General features: G+C 62.6%; 20 protein-coding genes, 1 tRNA gene and 1 other RNA gene. All 22 read right to left on the bottom strand.

The features are described from left to right. Positions 1 to 20: 20 nt before the first annotated feature. Positions 21 to 818: a flagellar hook assembly protein FlgD gene (locus DVU_RS06785; RefSeq protein WP_010938737.1), complete on the bottom strand. Its 798-nt coding sequence runs from the start codon at positions 816 to 818 to the stop codon at positions 21 to 23. A gap of 12 nt (positions 819 to 830) precedes the next feature. Next, positions 831 to 2,426 (bottom strand): flagellar hook-length control protein FliK, encoded by a 1,596-nt coding sequence (locus tag DVU_RS06790; RefSeq protein ID WP_010938738.1) that lies wholly within the window; start codon positions 2,424 to 2,426, stop codon positions 831 to 833. Between the two features lie 142 nt (positions 2,427 to 2,568). Then, entirely contained in the window at positions 2,569 to 3,972 is a 1,404-nt protein-coding gene (locus DVU_RS06795; protein WP_010938739.1) for a glycosyltransferase family 9 protein, read from the bottom strand. Beyond that, the gene (locus tag DVU_RS06800; protein WP_010938740.1) at positions 3,969 to 5,678 is read right to left on the bottom strand and encodes a CgeB family protein; all 1,710 of its coding nucleotides are present in this window, start codon (positions 5,676 to 5,678) and stop codon (positions 3,969 to 3,971) included. Before DVU_RS06800 ends, DVU_RS06795 begins: the two co-directional genes overlap by 4 nt. Next, positions 5,675 to 6,811, bottom strand: coding sequence for a FapA family protein (locus tag DVU_RS06805; protein ID WP_010938741.1), 1,137 nt, complete (start codon positions 6,809 to 6,811; stop codon positions 5,675 to 5,677). Before DVU_RS06805 ends, DVU_RS06800 begins: the two co-directional genes overlap by 4 nt. A gap of 20 nt (positions 6,812 to 6,831) precedes the next feature. Then, positions 6,832 to 7,176 carry an STAS domain-containing protein gene (locus DVU_RS06810; RefSeq protein ID WP_010938742.1) on the bottom strand — a complete coding sequence of 115 codons (345 nt, stop codon included), beginning with the start codon at positions 7,174 to 7,176 and terminating at the stop codon, positions 6,832 to 6,834. Next, on the bottom strand, positions 7,134 to 7,577 hold the full coding sequence (locus DVU_RS06815; protein WP_014524442.1) for an ATP-binding protein: 444 nt from the start codon (positions 7,575 to 7,577) through the stop codon (positions 7,134 to 7,136). The genes DVU_RS06810 and DVU_RS06815 overlap by 43 nt, the downstream gene beginning before the upstream one ends. Beyond that, positions 7,574 to 8,716, bottom strand: a complete 1,143-nt coding sequence (locus DVU_RS06820) for a PP2C family protein-serine/threonine phosphatase (RefSeq protein ID WP_014524441.1) — start codon at positions 8,714 to 8,716, stop codon at positions 7,574 to 7,576. Before DVU_RS06820 ends, DVU_RS06815 begins: the two co-directional genes overlap by 4 nt. Further along, complete coding sequence (gene dtd, locus DVU_RS06825) at positions 8,706 to 9,194, bottom strand: D-aminoacyl-tRNA deacylase (RefSeq protein ID WP_010938745.1); 489 nt, start codon at positions 9,192 to 9,194, stop codon at positions 8,706 to 8,708. The genes DVU_RS06820 and dtd overlap by 11 nt, the downstream gene beginning before the upstream one ends. A gap of 4 nt (positions 9,195 to 9,198) precedes the next feature. Beyond that, on the bottom strand, positions 9,199 to 10,920 hold the full coding sequence (locus DVU_RS06830; protein ID WP_011792381.1) for a long-chain-fatty-acid--CoA ligase: 1,722 nt from the start codon (positions 10,918 to 10,920) through the stop codon (positions 9,199 to 9,201). Positions 10,921 to 11,050: 130 nt separating this feature from the next. Continuing rightward, positions 11,051 to 12,238: a 2-C-methyl-D-erythritol 4-phosphate cytidylyltransferase gene (gene ispD / locus DVU_RS06835; RefSeq protein WP_010938747.1), complete on the bottom strand. Its 1,188-nt coding sequence runs from the start codon at positions 12,236 to 12,238 to the stop codon at positions 11,051 to 11,053. 45 nt (positions 12,239 to 12,283) lie between these two features. Further along, positions 12,284 to 12,640: RNase P RNA component class A (gene rnpB / locus DVU_RS06840), an RNA gene on the bottom strand. A gap of 12 nt (positions 12,641 to 12,652) precedes the next feature. Then, positions 12,653 to 13,396, bottom strand: a complete 744-nt coding sequence (locus tag DVU_RS06845) for a zinc ribbon domain-containing protein (protein WP_010938748.1) — start codon at positions 13,394 to 13,396, stop codon at positions 12,653 to 12,655. A gap of 40 nt (positions 13,397 to 13,436) precedes the next feature. Continuing rightward, complete coding sequence (locus tag DVU_RS06850) at positions 13,437 to 14,447, bottom strand: Nif3-like dinuclear metal center hexameric protein (RefSeq protein WP_010938749.1); 1,011 nt, start codon at positions 14,445 to 14,447, stop codon at positions 13,437 to 13,439. Positions 14,448 to 14,566: 119 nt separating this feature from the next. Next, positions 14,567 to 14,642 (bottom strand) — tRNA-Ile (locus DVU_RS06855). A gap of 48 nt (positions 14,643 to 14,690) precedes the next feature. Continuing rightward, a complete protein-coding gene (locus DVU_RS06860) occupies positions 14,691 to 15,620 on the bottom strand; it encodes an NAD(P)/FAD-dependent oxidoreductase (protein WP_010938750.1) in 930 nt (309 codons plus the stop codon). Between the two features lie 300 nt (positions 15,621 to 15,920). Continuing rightward, complete coding sequence (locus DVU_RS06865; protein ID WP_010938751.1) at positions 15,921 to 16,667, bottom strand: protein phosphatase CheZ; 747 nt, start codon at positions 16,665 to 16,667, stop codon at positions 15,921 to 15,923. A 262-nt stretch (positions 16,668 to 16,929) separates the two neighbouring features. Next, complete coding sequence (gene tilS / locus DVU_RS06870) at positions 16,930 to 18,102, bottom strand: tRNA lysidine(34) synthetase TilS (RefSeq protein WP_010938752.1); 1,173 nt, start codon at positions 18,100 to 18,102, stop codon at positions 16,930 to 16,932. Positions 18,103 to 18,137: 35 nt separating this feature from the next. Continuing rightward, entirely contained in the window at positions 18,138 to 18,473 is a 336-nt protein-coding gene (locus tag DVU_RS06875; RefSeq protein ID WP_010938753.1) for a hypothetical protein, read from the bottom strand. Positions 18,474 to 18,490: 17 nt separating this feature from the next. After that, positions 18,491 to 19,813 carry a glutamyl-tRNA reductase gene (hemA, locus tag DVU_RS06880; RefSeq protein WP_010938754.1) on the bottom strand — a complete coding sequence of 441 codons (1,323 nt, stop codon included), beginning with the start codon at positions 19,811 to 19,813 and terminating at the stop codon, positions 18,491 to 18,493. A 1-nt stretch (position 19,814) separates the two neighbouring features. Beyond that, positions 19,815 to 20,645: a cytochrome C assembly family protein gene (locus DVU_RS06885; protein ID WP_011792376.1), complete on the bottom strand. Its 831-nt coding sequence runs from the start codon at positions 20,643 to 20,645 to the stop codon at positions 19,815 to 19,817. Next, on the bottom strand, positions 20,632 to 21,309 hold the full coding sequence (locus tag DVU_RS06890; protein WP_010938756.1) for a precorrin-2 dehydrogenase/sirohydrochlorin ferrochelatase family protein: 678 nt from the start codon (positions 21,307 to 21,309) through the stop codon (positions 20,632 to 20,634). The genes DVU_RS06885 and DVU_RS06890 overlap by 14 nt, the downstream gene beginning before the upstream one ends. Between the last annotated feature and the right edge of the window lie 55 nt (positions 21,310 to 21,364).

Here is a 21,364-nt window from a genome sequence, read left to right on the forward strand (position 1 = left end):
TTTCTTTGATATCGATCTGCCTATGTTCCGCTGCCGGAATCCGAGCCGCTGCCGGAGTCGCTTCCGGAGCCAGAGTCCGAACCGGAACCGGAATCCGAGCCGCCTCCGGAGCCAGAGTCCGAACCGGACCCGCTCCCTGTCGAGGGGGCGACCACCACCGAGACGTTCATGAACTGGACGGAGCGTCCGTCCTGCATCCGCAGGTACTGGGTTCCGTTGATGGTCTCCACGCCGATGACGTGGCCGCTGACTTCGGTGCTCACAAGGACGGCCTTGCCCTTGTCGTTTTCCGCAGCCATGGCCACCTTGTAGAGGCCATCGGCCATGGCGTTGCCCTGATAGTCCTTGCCGTCCCAGACGTACTCGTAGTCTCCGGCCTGCTTCGCACTGATGAATTCCGAGCGCACAAGCTCGTTGCTCGCGTTGAAGATGTTGATGACCCCCTGCGTGATCGGCTCGTCGATGGAGAAGTAGAGCTTGCTCACTCCGTCCTTGATCTTGCTGATCTGGTCGCCGGAGGCGAGGACATCCTTGCCGATGTAGCTCACGGCGTTCATCATCTGCTGCTGCTTGAAGGCTTCGTTCATCGAGGTGACGCCAGTGTTGATGCCCATGAGTTGCTCAAGGCTGGTGAACTGGGCCAACTGCGCCACGAACTCCTTGTCGTCCATGGGGTTCAGGGGGTCCTGATGCTTGAGCTGCGTCACGAGCAGTTGAAGAAAGGCGTCCTTGCCGAGGTCGGCGTTGCCGCTCTTCTTCACGGCGGACTGGAATTCGTTCTCCGCCTGACCGAGTATGTTGTTGACGCTGGTACCCATGGTGCCGTTCCTTTACGCGATGATGTGGAGTCCTGCGGCAGAATCTGCCGTACGTCCCGTAAATTGCATTTCCCGCGCCATAACCCCCTCGCCGCCGCCAAGCTTTGCCATGCGGCGCATGCGTTCGATGGTCTCTGAGCGTTCCTGCTGCTCACGGTTCTGGTTGTGCTGATCAAGACCCTGCCATGTGCTTCCGTTCTGGTTGTTGGAAAGCTGGGTCTGCACTTCCAGCCGTTCGACCTTGACCCCCTGCTGTTCAAGCTGCTGCCGCAGCTGGTGCAGATGGTCGTTGACGAGTTGGGCGGTCTCGGTGCGTTCGGGGCGGATGACGGCGCTCACCTCGCCATTGCGGACGGTGAGCACAACGCTGAGGGCACCGAGCTCCGCCGGGTCGAGGCGGAGTTCCATGCGGCGCGTGCCGTCCTGCAGGCTGGAAAGAAAGCCCTTTTCGATTTGCGAAAGCACCTGCTGCGGTGCGGCGGGAAGTCCTGCGGCTTCGCTCTTTGCCGCCTGGGTCGCGGTGTTCTGCTGCATGTTGCCATCGACCACGTGGATACGGCGCAGCATGGTGTCCCACGCGTCGCCCTGTGACGAGCGTGACGTCTTGTCCGCATCACGGTTGCTGCTACGGGAAAGGAGCTCTTCGAGGTAGGTCTTGCCGTGTGCTCCCTTGTCCTTCTTGCCGGAGAGTCCGTCCTGCGGTTCCTCGGGGTTGTCCTGCGGGCCGGGGACTCCGCCGGTCTTGCGCTGGAAGGTGTCGTGCATGAGGGCTTCGCTGTGATCGGCATTGCGCGACCCCAGGCGGTTGGCACTGTCGGCACTCTCCTGTCTTGCGCGAAGGCGTTGCAGGATGGGGTTGAGCGACTCGCCGAGAGCGGCTTCGAGCTTCTTGTCCTGCTGCTCGCGCCGCGTCAGTTCCTGTTCGACGCCAGCGAACAGTTGTTGCAAGCCGTTGGCATCGAGACTGGCTCCCGTCGCGCCGCCAAAGCTCTTGCGCAGGGCGTCCAGGGTATTGCCGGAAACGCCCAGCGCGCGGGCGAGGGCGTCAGCTTCGCTCGCTTCGAGCGTGATGCCGTCGCCACCGGCTGCACGCATCTTGCGGCGCAGTGCGTTCCAGACGTTGACGCTGTTCCCTGCTTCGAGTTCGCTGATGAGCGTTTCGGATTGCTTGTCGTCAAGGCCCAGCTTCTGGAACAGAGACTGAAGCTGCAGCTTGTCGGCATTGCCGATGGCTCCTCCATCTGAAGTTCCACGAAGGGCATTGAGCACCTTGCCGAGGGTCATGCGCTCACCGGAAGACGCAAGGCGGGTGAGTTCGTCCAGTCGTTCCTGTCTCACGCCGCGGCGGGCAAGTTCTTCCCGCAGGGCAGCGACGTCTTCGATGGTCATCTCGGCTGAAGCGGTGACGTTGCCGACCGACATACTGTCGTGCGCGTCTTGCGTCGAGGAGTTGCGGCTTGATGCGGGGCGAACGCTGTCGGTCTGGACGGTGTTCACCATGTCCCTCATCACCCCGGAGAACATGTCTTCACGGGCACGCTCGTTCTGCGGGCTTGAGCCGAGAAGCGCGTCGGCATCAGGGCGGGACTCGAATGGAAGAATTTTCATGGAGCAACTCCTTGGCCGGGTTGAATACAAGGAGTGTTCCAATGTGGTATCATGCTGAATTGATTGATACCATGTGGCCGTTATGGATGGCGGGGGGCAAGTGTTGCCCGGCAGGAGGCAATGAGGAGGGGGAAGAGGTGGGCTAGCTGCGCAGATGCGATGCGAGGTCAGCCAGCATGTCGAGCGCTATGGCCCATGCCTCGGGGCTGAAGTCGTTGTTCTGAAGGTAGAGATGCAGAAAGCCGGTCAACGGTCGCAACATGGGTGGGGCGCTTTCCCAGAATGTCGCCTCCAGCGCACCACCCGTGCGCAGGCGACGGGAGAATGTGCTGCCCAGCCGCGCCACTGCGGAGGCGAACGCCGTAGCCAGTTGCGGGCTGTGCAGGACGAGTTCCTGCCATGCGAGGGTGGCGTGTGCCGGGTCGATGCGTCGTGGCCTTGAGTGGAACCAGTGGTGCCAGAAGGTCGAGACAAGGTCTCGGGATGTGAGGGGGTACTCGTGCAGGGGCGTCAGGTCGAAAAGCCCGGAATCGTCACGGCTGGTGCGGGAAAGATGCAGTCCGGGAAGCCGGGGAAGTGCGCTTTGGGATTCGCTGCCCCCGCATAGTGCGCGGACGAGCGCGGCGATGCGGGGCGGGTCGAATCGTGCATGGCAGAGATGCTCGCCTCTGGTGCATTGCCAGCAGCCCCGGCAACTGGTGGTGCTGCGCAGCACAAGGTGCCCCGGAGGGGCGGGGGCCGTCTCCCATCCGTTCACGGGGCCGAGAGACAGGTTGAGCGTAGGTGTGCCCGCCCATGCGGCAAGGTGCATGGGGCCAGTGTCGGGGGTCACGACAAGATCGAGTGTCTGAAAGAAGGCGGCGAGTTCGATGAGTGAAAAGCGCCCGCACAGGTCGCTGCCGCTCAAACCGGCAAGGGCTGCTGCCTCTCGTCCGGTATCACGCTCTGCGTTCCCCCCGAGAAATACCGGACGCAACCCCCGTCGCACGAGTTGCCGTGCCAGCGAAGCCCAGAATGCAGGGGCAGGGCGCTTGGCGGCTTCGCTGGCGCCTACGAAGAGCCCGATGCGGCCCGTGTCGCGACGGGGTTCGGCGGTGGGCCATGACGTGTTCTGCAAGAGGGTCGAAGGAACAAGGTCGAGGGCGTTCAGGTCGGCCCAGTGGAACCGGTTGTGGCGGTTGTTGTGCACCAGCGAGGCGCGGTACAGGTGCCAGTAGCCTTCGATGCGCGCCGCCCCGTCAGGACGGGTGACAGGCCCGAGATGCTGCGCCGCCTGTATGCCGGACGCGAGGGCGGCAGCCTCGGGCCGATGGCTAAGGTTGACGACGCGGTGGAACTGCCTTTTGCCGAGAACGTGGGCGGCTTCGGCCGGGAAGAGTGTGGCTTCGGGGCAGAGGGCGACCACGCCTTCGAAGAAATGACGCTCGGCCACGACCCATACGGGACGTTGCGGTTCGAGTGCCCGTAGCCAGCCGATGAGCGGAAAGGTCATGATGAGGTCGCCCATCCGCTGCATCTGGATGATGAGGGTCGGTTCCGTCGTCATGCCCCGTAACGCTCCCGCATATGGTGCGCCAGCACATTCAGACGGTGTTCATAGGTGTGTTCGGCAAGAATGCGCTTGCGCGCCATGCGAACAACGGTGGCGCGTGCTGCGGGGTCTTCCAGATAGCGTCGTGCCAGTGCCGTCGCTTCTTCCGGCGAGTGGTAGCAGATGATTTCCCGACCGGGGTCGAAAAGGTGCTCCATCTGTTCTCGCCAGTCCGTCAGCACGAAGGCGCCTGCGGCGGGGACGTCGAAGACGCGCTGGTTGACGGCCCCCTTCATCTGCTTGCTGGTGCAGTTGAAGTTGATGTCCGAGAGAGGATAGAACCGCGGAAGGTCCTCGTAGTAGTTGATTTCCTTGTGAAGCCGCCATGGTTCCGTGACATTGCGGAATTGTTGTCGCCAGCCCTTGTCTCCCACGATGAGCGGAGAAAAGGGGAGCATCGCAGCGACGCATTCCGTGCGATACTGTCGCGTGGCTTCCCATGTGACCATGGTTTCGTAGCACAGTCGGCGTTCATCTGAATCGAGCGCATCATAGGCGGCACGTAGCGAAGGGGCGAAGCGCGTCAGGAAGAGGGGGACCGACCGTTCATCACTCGCCCCGAAGGCCCGCGCCACGTCACGGTATCCTCGCAGAAGCATCGCGGGCAGCCTGCCCGCCTTCATGCGGTGGGCGACCTTGTAGACCATGCTGTTGCCCACGAACGAAACGCGGCTGCGCCACGGGTGGTCGTCCGGAAGTCGAACCGCAGAGGGGGTGAAACGAAGCGGGTCGGTTGCCAGAGGCAGGTAGACCACATGCTCGAAGCCGAGTGAGCGCAAAGACCCCACGTTGTCGGCGTCCCATGTGAAGATGGATGTCCACGGGCTGACTAGCCTGCGGTACATGTGCAGGATGAGGTGGGGGTTGTCGACGAACCATGAGGCGATGGGAAGGCGAAGTTTCTCGAGCAGGTCGATGAGCACACCCTCGCGGTCGACACCGAGATGGTTCAGGGTGAGCACGAAATCAGGCTTGAAATCGAGCACTTCACGCAGAAGGTCTTCGACGAAGGCCGTCTGGCCGTATTCGCCTTCCGGCATCTTGAGCAGCCGGTGGGGAAAATCCAGACGTTCGCAGGCGGAAACGAGTTCGCCGATGAGGAAATAGTGACTGGTGAGCAGCAGCACGCGCGGCTTCGTCTGGGAGAATTTGGCGTAGGTCGCCTTTCCCCAGAAATCGAAGCGTTCGCTTGCCGCCAGCCTGTCACGCAGTGAGGCGTAGAAGTCGCGGTCGAACCGCAGGTAGACCGGGTTCGGCAGAGGCATGAAGGGCGCGCCGCCGTGCGCAATCTGCCATGTGGTGAGGGTTCGCAGGGCAGCTTCGAGGTCGTGTTCCTCCACCCACAGGATGCGGTCGTCGCGGTGGCGGTCGCGTAGTCCAGAGGCCTCAAGGATGCCATGCCCCGCGTCCACCACTGCAATCGGGCCGGAGTGGCGCTGGAGCAGGGCTTCAAGGGCGTGGCCGAGTCCTGCCCCGAGCAGCACCGGCAGCGAGGCGTGAGGACTGTCGGCCCTGTCGTAGGGGGCGAGCGTCGTCAGTTCCCGTGAAGGACCGCCGGAACCGAGAAGCGGCAGTGTGCGTCCCCGGCATGTGATGGTCAGGTCGATGAGTCGCCCCGAGGCATCGAGGATGCGCTGTGGGCTGTCGGGTGTACCGGTCATGCTTTCTTCTTGATGATGGCAGGACTCGTCACGACGATGCTGCCGTCGGCCAGCGAGAACGAGACGTTGTTCATCTCGTGCTCGACTTCGAAAAACGCCTTGCCGATGGAGATTTCAACGCCGGGATAGACCGTGCCGGGAACCACGACCCGGCAGAGCGCGGCGCGGGCCTCATCTTCCGTGAGGGCGGCCCAGAGTGCTTCTCGTTGCCTGATGAGGCGGTTCAGTTTTTTCCGGGCGTTGTCGAGACGTTTGCCCGGGGCACTGTCAGAGCCGAGATTGCCTGCGATGCCTGCGATGTGCGTCAGACTGTCCTGCAATTCCCGGATGTGTTGCTCCAGCCTGTCGAGTTTACGCATCGTGAACGGGTCATACCCCATGTTGATGCGTGTCGCGGTGGGCGTGCCCTTGGGATTTCCCAGATGCGTCTCGACATAGACGAGGCCGTTGCAATGAACGGTGCCACCCTGCAACCTGTTCTTCACCACGAGGTTGGTGGCGGCGTAGACGAGGCTGTGCAGGCAGAACTTCTCGATGAGGATGTTGCCGTGCGCACGCAGTTCCATGCTTTCGGCGAAAGGCACACGCAGGGTGTCGCCCGCGTCGAGAAGCCCGCTGCCTCCGGACCCTCTCGCGCCGCCCTCTACCGCCAACGAACCTCGTGCACGGACGGTGGCGCCCTCGATGATGCCCTTGACGAGGATGTTGTTGCCTTGCACCTCGAATCCGGCCCTCACATCGCCATGTACGGCGATATCACTGACGAAGAAGATGTTCCCCGTGTGGAAGTCGACATCGCGCCGGACGTTGAGCATCCGTTTCACGGTGATGAGTCCGTCGTTGTAGAAGACGTAACCGTTGGCATCGGCAACGACCCGCAGGGGCGAGTCGGGGTCGACCTTGCAGTTGGGGCCCACTGGCAGCAAGGGTTCTTCGAAGATATGGTTTCTGTCGATGACCGGGTCGTCGGTGTCATCGATGGGGATGAATTCGGCGAGAACCTGCCCTTTGACGACGTTCTGCACGTAGCCGAGGTTGTAATGGTCGACCTTGCCCTTGCCGACAGCCAGACCGGGTTTCAGGTTCTGATGGTCGAACGTGGGGTCGAAGTGGTGGTACAGCAGATAGGGCATCCCTCGAACTCCTCGTGTGGCTAGTCGGGCAGCAGTGTGAGCAGGTCATCCTCGTCTTCGAGCAGGGGGAAAAGGCCGGAAAGCTGGGCGGCGTCGAGAAGTTTGTGAACCTCCTTCGAGGGACGGTACAGCAGAATGCGACAGCCGGAAGCGCGGGCGCGGGTACTTACGGCGATAAGGCTTCCAAGCCCGGAACTGTCGAGATAGGTGACGCCTGCAAGGTCGAGGGCCACATCGGTGACCCCTTGCGTCGACAGTGCCTCTTCAAGCTCACCGCGCAGGTGCTGCGCATTGGCGAGTGTCAACTCGCCGGAAAGGACGGCTACGATGACGTTGCCGTGGTGTTGCAGGTCGATGGCTGCCATGCTGCCTCCGGGATATGTATCGTTGCGCGCAGTACTGTCTTGCCGTCACGACGTTCAAGTACGCAGTCTTCTGAAAGTTTCCCGATGATCCTGAGCCCGTGGCCCGATTCGCCGAAATGCGGAGGCTGCTTGCCGCCCACAGGGCCGACGCCCCAGTCCGTGACATGAATGGTCACGGATGTACGAGGTTGAACATCTACTTCAACGAGCATATCACCTTCGGCCCCGCCGGGATAGGCGTGGCGGATGACGTTCGCACAGGCCTCTCCAAGAATGATCTCCAGAGTCTTGAGCGTGTCGCAATCGCACAACCATGGCGAAAGTACCTCGAGCACCTGACATACGAGGGGGCGATAGCTTTCCAGCGTGGCGGGGGCTTTGAACGCGCAGACCCTCATCATGCCTCCTCCTTGCGTTCGATATAGAGGGCGGTGACGTCATCGGGCCATGTCGGGGGTTCGCCAAAGGTGGTGGAGATGTCCTCGCGTAACGATGAAAGCACATCACCGCCACGCCGCATCGTGGCTTCTGCCAGCGACAGGAAGCGGTCGATGCCAAGTCGGCGTCCACTCGCGGTGGCGCAATCGTGAAAACCGTCGGTATACAGCAACAGGCGTGTACCCGGTGTGAAGGGCACAAGCCGTTCCGTTTCCCGCACGCCGAAGAAACCGAGCCGCGGAGTCGTTCCGGAAAGCCGCATGGTCGTCCCGTCAGGGTGGCGAAGAAGGGCGGGGCAGTGTCCGGCGTTGACGTACCGGAGTGTGTTGCCCCTGAGGTCGAGGTCAGCTGCGAAGAGCGTGACGAAGTCCGGCTCGTTGCCGACCACATCCAGCAGGTTGGTGTTGATCTCGAGCAGCATGTCCGTGAGCGGCGTATTCGCGGCATGGCTGGCGTGGAACAGCGTGCGCACCATGGTCATGAGAACGGCGGAACGGGCGCCATGCCCGGAGGCGTCGGCGATGACGACCCGTAGTCTGTCTTCTCCGGGCAACAGGAAATGGTCGAAGTAGTCGCCGCTGGCTTCTGTGGAGGGCTGGTAGAAACTGTCGATGCGCAGCGACGCAAGGTAGGGTGTGTAGGCTGGCAGCAGCCTCATCTGCAGGTCTGCCACGAGCCGCATCTCCTCTTCGATGCGGCGTGTGTAGGCCCGAAGGCGTCGTGAAAGACGCGCCTGCCGCAAGGCGACGGCGACACGGGCGGTCAGTTCCGCCTGGTCCACAGGAAGCCGGAGAAAGTCGTCTGCGCCGGCACGGCTTGCCTCCAGACGTTCCAGCACAGCGGCTTCGTCGCTCAGCACGAGGATGAACGTATCGTCAAGATGCGGTTCGGAACGGAAGGCCCGAAGCAGGGCAAGGGCTTCGCCGTCGGTGGACGAGGCATCGAGCAGGATGAGAGCGGGGCGGAAGGAGAGGGCCAACTCCATACCGACGTCGTGACTGTCGGCGATGAGCAGGCGACGCGTTTCGGAGATGTGCGTCACCAGCGCATCACGCACCAGTGCCGAGTCGGTGATGATCAGGAGCGGGCTTTCATCCTGCAACGCTGGCCTCCGGGAAGAGTTCGGCATCGTCAAGGCAAAGGGTCACAGGGCCCCAGTTGATGAGGCTCACATGCATCAAGGCCCCGAAGATGCCTGAAGATACCCGTCCGGGCAGCCTCGCGTCAATGTCGTGGACGAGTCGTTCGTAGAGATTCCGGGCCGTGTCCGGAGGGGCCGCTGTCTGGAATGATGGGCGGCGGCCCCGGCGCAGGTCGGCATAGAGCGTGAACTGCGAGACAAGCAGCACCTCTCCGCCGTGTTCGCGCAGACTGCGGTTCATGCGCCCCTCTGCATCGGGGAAGATGCGCAGGTCGATGAGCTTGTCGCACATGGCGTTCCAGCGGCGGCTGTCTGGCAGGGTCTCGTCGTCGTCCTTGCCGAACCCGGCGAGGACCAGCAGCCCTGTTCCGATGGTGGCTACCGGGGTGTCGTCCACCCGCACCCCGGCCTCCAGAACGCGCTGGACGACAAGCCTCACGGGGCTAGTCCTCCCCGTTTCCGGCAGGAGCGTTCTTGAGACGCTCTTCTTCTTCGGCACGCAGGATGCGACGCAACACCTTGCCCACGATGGTCTTGGGCAACTCGTTACGGAATTCGACCTGCTTGGGCACCTTGTAATTGGCCAGTTGTTCTCGGCAGTGGGCCACTATCTCGGCCTTGGTGAGCTTCACACCCTCGCGCGGCACGATGTAGGCCTTGATGATCTCGCCCCGGGTGGCGTGCGGAACGCCCACCGTGACCGCTTCCTTCACCTTTGGGTGCTCGTGAAGGACTTCATCGATTTCACGCGGGTAGACGTTGTAGCCACCCACGATGATCATGTCCTTCTTGCGGTCGACGATGAAGAAGTAGCCGTCTTCATCCATGGTGGCGATGTCGCCGGTGTACAACCAGCCGTTGCGCAGGGTGTTGGCCGTCTCGTCAGGGCGGTTGAGGTAGCCCTGCATGACCTGCGGGCCGCGAATGATGAGTTCGCCTATCTTGCCGGGGGGCAGGGGCACGAGACCCACCTCCATGTCGACGACCCGTGCCTCCGTGTCCGGAAAGGGCACGCCGATGGAACCGGGTTTCTGGACGCCGTGGATGGGGTTGAGGTGCGTGACCGGAGAAGCCTCTGTGAGGCCGAAGCCTTCGATGACCTGTGCGCCCGTCAGTTCATGGAAGCGGCGGATGTGCTCCAGCGGCATGGGGGCGGAACCGGAGATGCAGTACTTGATGGATTTGAGGTCGAATTCTCCGACGTCCTTCTGCTGCATGAGCGAGATGTAGATGGAGGGCGCACCCGGAAAGATCGTGGGCTTGTGCTTGTCGATACCAACCAGCACGTCGCGCGGCACATAGCGCGGGAAGGGGATGATGGTCGCGCCGAGTGCGGTTGGCAGCGTCAGGCAGGTGGTCAGCCCGTAGACATGGAAGTAGGGCATGAGGCCAAGGAAGGTGTGGCGCATCCGGGTGCTTTCACCAAGGATGGCCTTGATCTGCTGTACGTTCACCGAAAGGTTGTAGTGCGTGAGCATGACACCTTTCGATATGCCCGTGGTGCCCCCGGTGTACTGGAGCAGGGCGAGGGCTTCACGCGGGTTCTCCACCTTGGCGGAGTAGCCTTCCTTCTTCTTGAACAGGGTCTTCCACGGGATGACGGTCTCCCCGTCGAAGGGTACGTCACGCCATGTCCCCTCCCGTTTGGCCTTGAAACGGTAGAGCAGGTTCAGCGGGAACCCGAGGGCGTCGCTGATGCGGGTGATGAAGAACTTGCGGATGCCCAGCCTGTCGCGCAGGGGCTCTATCTTGGGCCAGACGAGGTCGAGGGCGATCATGTATTCCGCGCCGGAGTCGTGAATCTGGTGCACCAGCTCCTTTTCCATATAGAGCGGGTTGGTCATCACCACGGTGCAACCGGCCTTGAGCAGTCCCCAGAAGGCGATGATGGCCTGCGGGACGTTGGGAAGCATGACCGAGACCCTGTCCCCCGGCAATACGCCCTGTGCCCTCAGGTTGGCGGCGAAGCGCTCTGCGAGCAGGCGCAGTTTCGCGTAGGAGACCTTGTAGTTGCGGAAGATGATGGCGGTCTGCTTCGGGTGCCTTTCCGCCGCTTCGTCGAGGAAGGCGAAGAGGGGGGCGACCTCGTAGTCGATGCGGGCCGGAACATCCTTGTCGTAGCTTTGCAGCCAGGGCATTTCGCGGGTGGCGGTATCGTGCATCATGCGTGGTTCCGTGATCCGTTGCTACGGCGGAAGGCTAGTGTTCTCGGGATGTGGAAAACGATTCGACGGGTGTACTATGACGACACTGGCAAGGGCAAGTGGCGGTGGGCCCTAGCACGGGCCTTGTCCTCTACGGCATCGGTCTCAGACCGGTGACGGCGGCGATGGCCTTGATGCCCCTCTTCTCACCTGTGAAGCCGAGACCCTCTTCCGTGGTAGCCTTGAAGTTGACACTGGTGACAGGCAAATCGAGCAGCCTTGCGACATTGGCGCGAATCTTGTCGCGCCACGGGGACAGCTTCGGAACCTGGGCCACGATGGTGAGGTCTACGTGGGTGAGACGCAACCGTGCCTCGTGGGTCATGTGCAACACCCTGTCGAGAAGCATGGCGGAGTTGGCGTTGTCGAACGCGGCGTCGCTGTCGGGAAAGTGTAGCCCTATGTCACCTGCGCCGATGCAGCCGAGAAGGGCGTCGGCAAGCGCATGCAGCAGGACATCACCGTCGGAGTGGGCCACGACCTCGGGCCCTTCCGGGATTAGGACGCCGCCAAGCTTCATGGGGCGCCCCTCGCCGTAGCGATGGACATCGTAGCCCCACCCTACGCACGGCACGGTGACTTGAGGCTCATTTGCATCGAGCATGGCGAGGTCCTCCGGGGTGGTAATCTTGGCGTTGACGACTTCGCCTGCGACGATGCGCACGGGAATGCCGCACCGTTCAAGCAGGGCCGCGTCATCGGTGACGTTCCAGCCTGCCGTGCGGGCCGTCTCGTGCGCGGTGGAAAGTGCTTTCAGCGTGAAACCCTGTGGGGTCTGCACGGCAACGAGTCTCGACCTGTCGGGCGTGTTCGCTACGAAGCCGTCGGTGGTCTCCTTCACCGTGTCGGTGAGGGGGATGCCCGGAACGACACCGGCGTGTCCGTCATGCAACGCGGAGAGTACACGGGCGACAAGGGCGGGTGAAGCGAAGGGGCGTGCGGCATCGTGGACGAGGACGGCCTCGCAGGAACGCGGAAGCGCTGCAAGGCCGCAGGCCACGGAGTCCTGTCGGGCTGCGCCGCCGCCCACCACATGCCAGTCGAGTCCAAGCACGCTGCCATCATCGAGTGCCGAGATACGCGCACGCTCTTCCTCGACCCGGTGAGGGGGGAATACGAAGACGATGCCCTCTATACCGGCGACATGCGCCATGGTGCGGGCCGAGGCCCAGTACAGGGGCGCTCCATGCAGGGGAAGGAACTGTTTGGCATCGGGCAGTCCCGCCGTGGCGAGTCGTGTGCCGCTTCCTGCTGCGAGCAGTAGTACCCAAGTACGCATCGGGCCTCCATGAAAGGCAGGGGGCGCATTTGCGCCCCCTGAAAAAGTGGGAGTCGGACGATAAGCCGGGTTCTGTCCCCTCGCGGGGGGTCGTCATTCCTCTAGGAGTGCAGTTACCTGCACCCTCAAGCAACCTACCCGGGAGCATCGGTCGGGCCGACCTTGGCGCTCCCCTATTTGGTCTTGCTTCGGACGGGGTTTTCCTAGCTTGCGATGTCACCACCGCAACTGGTGGGCTCTTACCCCACCGTTTCACCCTTACCCGCGCGAACGCGGGCGGTCTGCTCTCTGTGGCACTCTCCGGAGATCGCTCCCCCTGGGCGTTACCCAGCGTCCTGCCCTGTGAAGCCCGGACTTTCCTCCCCGGGTCTTGCGACCCGCGACGACGACCTGTCCGACTCCCGATTTGCGCGTCTATTCGGCGGCGGGCGCCTCGACGCAGAAGTGTTCGCACCAGAAGATGAGGCGCTGGCAGTTGGGGCAGCTCAGAATCTGCTGGCCCTTCTGCAATTCGATGAACGACTGCGGCGGGATGGAGATGTGACAACCCGAGCAGATGCCGTTTTCGACGGAGACGATGACCGGATGGTCGAGGCGCTTGCGGATGAACTCGTAGCGCGAGAGAACGGGGCCGGGCACTTCGCTTCCGGCAGCGTTACGCTTGTGTTCGAGGGCGTCGAGCACCTGCTGTGCTTCGGCGAGTCGGGCTTCGAGGTTGGCGCGCTTCTCGTCGAGTTCTTCCTTGAGGGCGGTGTAGCGCCCTTCGATGTCGGCGAGGGCGTCGTTCTGCCTCTGCAGTTCTTCGGCAAGGGCGAGCTTTTCTTCTTCACGAGAGCGGTTGAGCTTCTCCATGGTGTCCATCTCGCGCATCATCGCGTGATATTCCTTGGTGTTGCCAACCTGCATGAGCTTGTTCTTGCTCTTCTTGATGCGCAACGTGTCGTCTTCGATCTCGTTGGCGATACGCTTTTCCTGATCGTGCAGGTGTTCAAGCTTTTCGAGGATGCGGCTGCGCTGTTCCTCGATGATGTTGAAGCGCTGCTGAAGGCTGTCCACCTCTTGCGGGGCGTTCTTCAACTCGGATCTGATGGCGTGGATTTCGTCATCGACCCTCTGCAGGGCGACGAGCTGTTCTATCTGCTTGAGGTAGAGGCTCACGGTCGTATCCTCCTCGTGGAACGTGTTGCGACCTTGCTGGTTAACCCCGCCCCCCGTCCGTGACCGGGCGGGCGTAAGCCAGCGGACGGAGCGGATCGGCAGCGGGTATGAACGTGACGCGCACGTCGGGCAGGTCTTCCTGCAACCGCAGTGCGAAGCGGCGCATCATCTCTTCTTCGAGGCTGAAATGCCCGACGTCGATGATGGGGCCTGTGGTGTCGAGAGCGGTGTGATACTTCACATCGCCCGTGATGAAAATATCGGCATTCATGGCAAACGCGTCCGATGCCAGCGAACTTCCGGAACCGGTGCAGTATCCCACCCGGCTGATGACAGGCGGCGGACTGCCGCAGAAGGTCGCCCCGTCGAGGGGAACAAGCTGCCCGACCCGGCGGATGAAGTCGTCCCACGCCATAGGCGCGGGCAGGTCGCCGAGGATGCCGATACCCCATACCTCGGCAGGGTATTCGGGCGCCATGGGCAGCATGGGCCGGTCTCCGTCCGGCAAGGCCCTGAGGGCGACTTCAAGCTGTGGCCAGTCTTCCGCGTTGCAACTCACGACGAGGTCGTCATCGTCAGCTCGGGCCTTGAGGACAGCCGGGAGGGTGGCCACGGCTGCAAGGTGTGCACCCATGCCGACGATGCGGTGCGTGATGCGCTGCCGTGTGAAGGTGGGTTCGAGGACGCGTCTCCCCTCAAGGGCGAGTTCATCTGCGAACCATGCCACCGGTCCGGCAGGATTGGCATCCAGAGAGGTGTGCGCCCCGTACAGCCAGATGTCGCGGGTGAGAAGTGTGCGCACGACCTCATGGTGTGCGTCGACGCGGTCGAGGTAGCGGGGCTGCAGAAGCAGAGGATGGTGGGCAAGCACGAAGTCCGCACCCAGCGCAGCCGCCTTGACCACGTTGTCGGGCGTGGGGTCGAGGCAGACGGCAAGCGCATGCACATCATCACGGGCCGCAGCGACTTGAACGCCGCAGTGGTCCCACGGTGCTGCAGCGGCCGGGAGGGCCGTTTTTTCGATAGTCTCAATGATTCTGCGTATTTTCATGCTTCGAGACCAAGAAAAGAGGGTGCTCTCTCCGCGGTGTGGCGGCGAAAGCACCCTGAATGGCCAGAGGTGTTCCCGTTGAGGAGTATATGCTCCAACGTAGCTGCCCCGTGCGTTCGTGGTGGGCCCAGCAGGACTCGAACCTGCAACAAATCGGTTATGAGCCGAGGGCTCTGCCAATTGAGCTATGGGCCCACGCCGTTACGGTTGAGCCGATTCAGATACCGTCATAGACCCATGCTGTCAAGACTCTGTCGTCGTGTTCCTACGGGAGGTTGCGAAGGGGCATTCTTCCTTGATGTAGCTGATGGCTGCGCGGGCGGCCTTGGCACCTTCACCGACGGCGACGGCAATCTGGAGAAAACCGCCTGTGCAGTCGCCTGCGGCAAAGACTCCAGGGATGTTGGTGCGCTGGTCGGAATCAGCGCCGAGGAACACGCCGTTGCGTTCAACGCCAAGCGTGTAGGCGAAATCGAGCGACGAGGCTTCGCCCATGGCGATGAAGAGCCCCTGTGCCTCTTCGGTGCTGCCGTCTTCGTAGCGCAACACTGACAGGGCGGGGGTGCCTTCGAGTGAGGCTATCTTGCGGTCGTCCACGGCGATGCCTGCCTCGTCGAGGCGGGTCATGAACTCCGGGGTGATGCTCGCGGCCTTGCCTTGCGTGCAGATTGAGACATGCGGGGTGTAGTGCAAGAGCTCAAGAGCCTGATTGGCGGCAAATACACCCTCTCCGAGCACCTTCACCCTGAGGCCGCGGTAGAAGAACCCGTCGCAACTCACGCAGTAGGATACGCCCTTGCCTTCGTAGTCTGCGATGTTGGAGATGCCGGGGCGCACGCGAGAGACTCCCGTGGCGAGGATGATGGCACAGGCGGCTGTCTCGCCCGCTTCGGTGGTTATCCTGAATCCACCGTCGTCGCCGTGGTGAAGCCCGAGAATGCGGTCGTCGCGCAAGACGGCACCGAAACGTTCCGCCTGCCTGCGGCCTCTTTCAATGAGTTCGCGGCCCGTGATGGTCTCGTCGAACCCGAAGTAGTTGTCGATATCGTAATCGCCCGCCACCTTGGGGGCGGAACCGAACACAAGGGTGGGTATTCCCGCGCGGGCGGTGTAGACGGCTGCCGAAAGCCCTGCGGGCCCGGCACCTATGATGACGAGGGGGCGTGTTTCCATGGTAGCTCCTGTTGTCGAATGTGGCCACACACTTCAGACATGGTAGCCTCTCTTCGTCGCTTGGCAAGGGACGAGGTGTCTTTGCATACAGGCAGAGTGACGGCTGTCGGCGGAGTCAGGGCGTGTAGGATTGTGTCAAATCTGGTCAGGTCACGCCTGATCACGCCTGATCACGCATGATCACGTCTGGGAACGTCGGGCCCGGAACCGCGCAACAGGCAAAAGGCCCGACCTGACGAGGGGGCATGCTGCACTGCGATGTCTTGGCGTGTTCCGGGCTTCTGCATGTACCCATGCGTCCTAGAGGCCAAGCTGGGCCAGCATGTCGTCGATGTTGGCCTGTGATGCGTCCCGGGTGGGTCCCTTGAGTTCCGACACCGCCTTGCGGGTTTCGGCTTCGAGCTCATCAAGGTCCCGGTCGGGTGTCTCTGCGTGGGCCTTCATGAGAAGCCCGGAGGAGAGGAACAGCTCGACCACGGTGGATTCGATGGCCTGCAGGGCCGCGACGATCTTCTTGATGCGCTGTCCCGTGAGGTCCTGAAAGCTCAAGGTCGTCATGATGGTGACGAGGTCGTCACCCAGTTGCCCATGCATGGCGCTCAACCGTTCGATGTCGTCGGGGGTGGCGGTGCCTGCCTTGAGGTTGTCGAGGATGACTGCCGCTTCAGGCTGAAGCTCGAAATGGCGTTCGACGATGTCCATGATGTCGACGGTAGCCTGTTCGGTCGTGGCGAGGATTTCGCCCAGTTGCTGCGAGGCTTCGCTGAAGAGCCTGTCGGCGTCGGCTTGCGACGGTGTGAGGGCGGGGGCTTCGGCTGGCGCATGGCTGGTCTGGGCCGCCTGGGCTATCTCTTTGTATATCTTCTGCAGCCCCTTACGCATGTCGCGGCTGAGGCGTTTGTGGAATTCGCTTTCGACAAGGGCGGAGGTGAGACTCTTGGTGATTTCACGCTCTACGGTTTCGGCTATGACGGTACGCAGGTTCTCAACCAGTGTGGTCGAAACATTGTCCATCACTTTTCGCATCAACTCTTCCTGACTGACCATGTTCTCCTCCTGCGGTGCTCATTCCTAGTCTGGCATACTCCATATCTTTAGCAGAACAGGCGGGTTGCGGAAAGGGTAAAAGCGCGGGCGGTGCACAGAAAAGACAGAATGGGAGTCCCTCTGCCGGTACAGACCGCAGGGGAGGGGCGATTATCCACGCAAAGGAGCGTCCTTGCCTGAACGGGGGGCCGACGGCATGAAGGGGCCGCCGGTGGCGGGGGCGGCGTGATGATGCGGACGTGGCGATGCGGCCGGGGCTTGGCTAGGGAGTATCCTCTGCTGGCGGGCCGCCAGAGAAGATGATGTCGCCCCTTCTGACGGTGGCGGTCTTGCACCCTGCGAACATGAAGCGCGTGCCGCCTCGCCCGGCGACCCATGCTGCATCGAGTGCCAGCAGTGTCTCCGCACGTGCCTGTCCTTCGCCCATTCGGCGCAGGACTTCCTTGAAGAGGCGAAGTCGTTCTGCCTGATGCAGTCCGGTCAGGGTGGTCTTGGGCAATCGTATGGATTCGGCACCATGTGCGGCGTCGTGCGGGGCGGAGGCTTCCCCCTCCACGTGAGAGGGTGAGGCGGGGGCTGCGCTCAAGGTCGCTGCGGTGCGGGTTTCCCAGAAGTCGGCGTCGATGTGCGCCAGTTGCCACAGGTCGCGCACCTGGTCGAGAAAGCCGGGATTCTCTGCCGTGAGAAGGGGGATGACCCCGTGCCGCATACGGTTGCGCAAGTACGTGTCGCTGGCATTGGAGGGGTCTTCTGTCCAGCTTACTCCGAGTGTGGCGAGAAAAGCCTCAAGCCTGTCCTTCTCGGTGAGCAGCAATGGGCGAAGAATCCGGCGTGCGGGGTCGCACAGGCGCATCCCCCCCAGCGCGGGCCAGCCGCAGCCGCGTACTAGACGCATAAGCACATCTTCGGCAAGGTCACCGAGATGATGCCCCGTGCATATCCAGTCTGCAGCGGGTGAGGGCAGCGCGGCGGCAAGCAGGTCGTAGCGGGCTTTTCTTCCTGCCTCTTCGGTGCCCACACGCCAGACGGCTGCCAGTTCGTCCACTGTCAGCGTATGCACGGCAAGCGGAATGCCGAGTGCATGGCAGAATGTGACGGCTGCACGGGCTTCAGCGGCCGATTCGGGCCGCAGACCATGGTCCACATGGAGGGCAGAAAGGCTGAGTCCAAGCCTTTGGCGCAGATAATGGAGGATGAGCAGAAGTGCCGTGGAATCAGCGCCGCCGGAGAGTGCCACCACGCAGTGGCAGTTGCGGACCCCCTCGCCATTCTCCCCGTCGCAGACGCCTTTGATGGTGCGTTCCACGTCGAGGCACAGCCTCGCCGCAGCGGAAGGCAGGGCTTGCAGGGTGCGCGGCAGGTCGTCCGGGGCCGACAGGAGTCGCAAGCCGGGGGCTGGTTCGGTGTTGCGTTCTGCGGGGGGAGAACCGGGCATGGCGATTCCGCCGGCAGGTATCCCTGCCGTGTGGCTTAGATGGCGATGCCGAGGTCGCGCAGCATGGTGTCGACGTAGTCGATCATGTGCCGTTCGAGGTCGACGGAGGCATAGCCGATACATTCACAGCGCAGCCGGTTGCGGGCACGCACCAGAAGTTCCATGCGCAGTGCCCCGTCGGTGAGTTCGAGGGCTATGCTGTAGGGGCCGCATTCGTCGAGATGCTCCTCCTGCACCTGTGTGAGCATGGAAGGCGGCACGGGCAGCCAGAAAAGCCCTTCCATGCCGGAACCGAGTTCCATCTCGTCAAGGCGGCGTCGAAGCGTTTCAAGGTCGTCGGTGGTCAGTTCATCGATGCAGTACGAACGCATGAAGAGTCTCCGCAGGCTCAGTTGTCTTCGTCGTGCCGACGCCTGTCACAGTGGGCGTCTGGGGGCACGTTGTCATCGTCGAGGTTGAACATGCGCCGGGCGATGTCGATGTAGCGGGGGCCGGCATCCTCTTCGCTATGACGGCGCTTGAGAAAGGTTATGGGCTCATGGTTGAGCTTGCGCACCATGGAGGAGAGCATGGCTTCGAGGGCGTCGCGGGTCTCGTCGTCCACGGGTCCGAGGCGCTTGAGCGTACGGGCGAGTTCATCCTGGGCGATACGTTCCGACCTGCGGATGAGGTCCACGATGGTGGGCTGCAATTCCAGCGACCGCAGCCACTGCCCGAACTTCCCGGTCTCCTCCTCGACGATGGTCAGCGCCTTGGAGGCCTCCTCGCGGCGCTGGGCGAGGTTCTCCTCGACCACTTCCTTGAGGTCGTCGATGTCGTAGAGGTAGACGTTGTCGAGGTTGTTCACGTCGGGGTCGATGTCGCGCGGTACCGCGATGTCGATGAAGAACATGGGGCGGTGTTTGCGACGGCGCAGCACATCCTTGATGTCGCGTGCGCGGATGATGGCCTCGTGCGCCCCGGTGGAACTGATGATGATGTCGGCGTCCGCGAGGCGTTCGAAGAGGTCTTCGAAGTGGATGGCCTCGCCGTTGAACTGGCGTGCCAGTTCGCGCCCGCGCTCGAAGGTGCGGTTGGCCACGTAGATTTTCGATATGCCCGCGTGCAGAAGGTGCGTTGCCGCGAGTTCTGCCATTTCGCCCGCACCGATGAGCATGGCCTTGTACTGGTTCATCTCGCCGAAGATGCGCTTGGCAAGTTCGACAGCCGCATAGCTGATGGAGACGGCGCTGGAGGCCACGCCCGTCTCGGTGCGTACTCGCTTGGCCACCGAAAAGGCCTTGTGCAGCAGGCGGTTGAGGATGACGCGTGTACAGTTGCGCTCTATGGCCTTGCGGTAGGCGTCCTTGAGCTGTCCGAGTATCTGCGGTTCGCCCACCACCATGGAGTCGAGGCTCGACGCCACGCGAAAGAGGTGGCGAATGGCTTCGGGGCCCTTGTGGGTATAGACGTAGGGTGCAAGGTCGTGTTCACACTGGCCGCGTGCAGCCGACCAGCCGCGCAGCACGCGCGAGACGACTTCGGGGCCGCGTCCCACGGCGAGGATCTCGACGCGGTTGCACGTGGAGAGGATGAGGACTTCAGACACCACGTCGTCGATGGGGACTACGCCCTGTTCGAGAACGTTGCAGTCGGTGAGTGCGAAACGCTCGCGAACTTCGACGCCCGCCGTGCGATGATTGAGGCCGATAAGGTAGATGTCGCGTTCCATGTTACTGCTGGATGAAACTGTGATGGGTGGGCATGAAGACGTTCACCACGATGAGAGAGAAGACCGAGACGGCAAAGATCCATATGACCATCACCGCGGGCTTGCGGCCCTGCCAGCCGAGCGCCACACGCTGGTGGAAGAGCAGGGCGTACATGACCCACACCGCAAGCGAGACGATCTCCTTGGGGTCCCACGTGATGACCTTGCCCCACGCGGGGTGCGCCCACACGAAGCCCGACACGATGCCGAGCGTGAACAGCGGAAAGCCCCACACTACGCAGAGGCGGTTGACCCGGTCGAAGGTGGAGAGCGCGGGCAGGTCCTTGCGGAACCCCGTCAGCGGCTCCTTGGTCTTTATCTTGCGTTCCATGTGCAGGAACAGCACCCCGGCGCCGAAGGCCATCGCCATGAGGCCGAAGCTGAGAAAGAGCGTGCCGATGTGCAGCCCGAAGAACAGGCCCGAGAGCGACTCGGGAAGCTTGCTCTGCACCTCTGCCACCTTGAACGAGGAAAGGTAGATGAGCAGCGCGAAGGGCGAGGCCAGCGCGGAGAGGAAGTCGAGTTTGAACTTCCACCACACGAACAGGTAGATGAGCAGCATGCTCCATGAGAGCATCTGCAGGAAATAGCCCTTGCTGATGGTCTCCCATGTGTGCCCCTGTAGTCCCGCGACCAGTGATATGGCGTGGACGACGAACCCCGTGATGGCAAGCCAGTTGGCGACGCGCTTCATGGACGCGTTGCGGGCCACGGTTCCCACGACGATGGCGGCAGTGCCCGCGGCGTAGAGGAACAGGACGAGGGCCGAAAGCAGGAATTCAGGCGATATCATGCAGCAACTCCACGATGTGCGGGTGCAGTTCGACGGGAAGCAGGGTGTGGAGAAGGTCTTCACACCGCTGCCTGTCCTTCGCGGCGAGGGCGTCCACAAGCGGTGAGCCTACGATGGTGCGAAAGAGGGCCGCATTCTGCCCTGTCTCGTCGCCGAGTGCAAGGACGAGTGGCCGAAGTCTGCCCATCAACACCACAAGTCCGTCGTAACGGTTGCCGAACCATGCTTCAAGGTCCATGCGGATGCGGCGTGCCAGCGCAGGGCTGTGCCCCCCCGTGGACAGGGCGACGGTGATGTCGCCACAGGCGAAGTGCGCCGGGACGATGAACGAACCGGCTGCGGGGTCGTCGATGACGTTGCAGAGTACGCCGCCATCGCGGCAGAGGCGGGCGATGTCGGCATTGGCTGCGGGCACACCTGTGGCGGCGAACACCAGCGAACGGCCTGCAAGGTCGTCGGCCGAGAAGGTGCGCTGTTCGAAGCGGACGCCGGGGCAGGCGAGCAGGGCTGCCAGTTCGGCATCGGGCGGCGACGTATCGAGGACGAGTATCTCGGCGGCGCCGCAGGGGATGAGTGCCGCCAGTTTGCGGCGTCCCACGCCGCCTGCGCCGACGACGAGGCATCGGCAACCATCAAGCCGCATGAAGAGGGGATAGGGTCGCATGGGGTTCTTATAGCCTTGTCATCGCTGTAGGTAAACCGTGGCAGATGCTCGGGCG

Source organism: Nitratidesulfovibrio vulgaris str. Hildenborough (assembly GCF_000195755.1).
Taxonomy (GTDB): Bacteria; Desulfobacterota; Desulfovibrionia; order Desulfovibrionales; family Desulfovibrionaceae; genus Nitratidesulfovibrio; species Nitratidesulfovibrio vulgaris.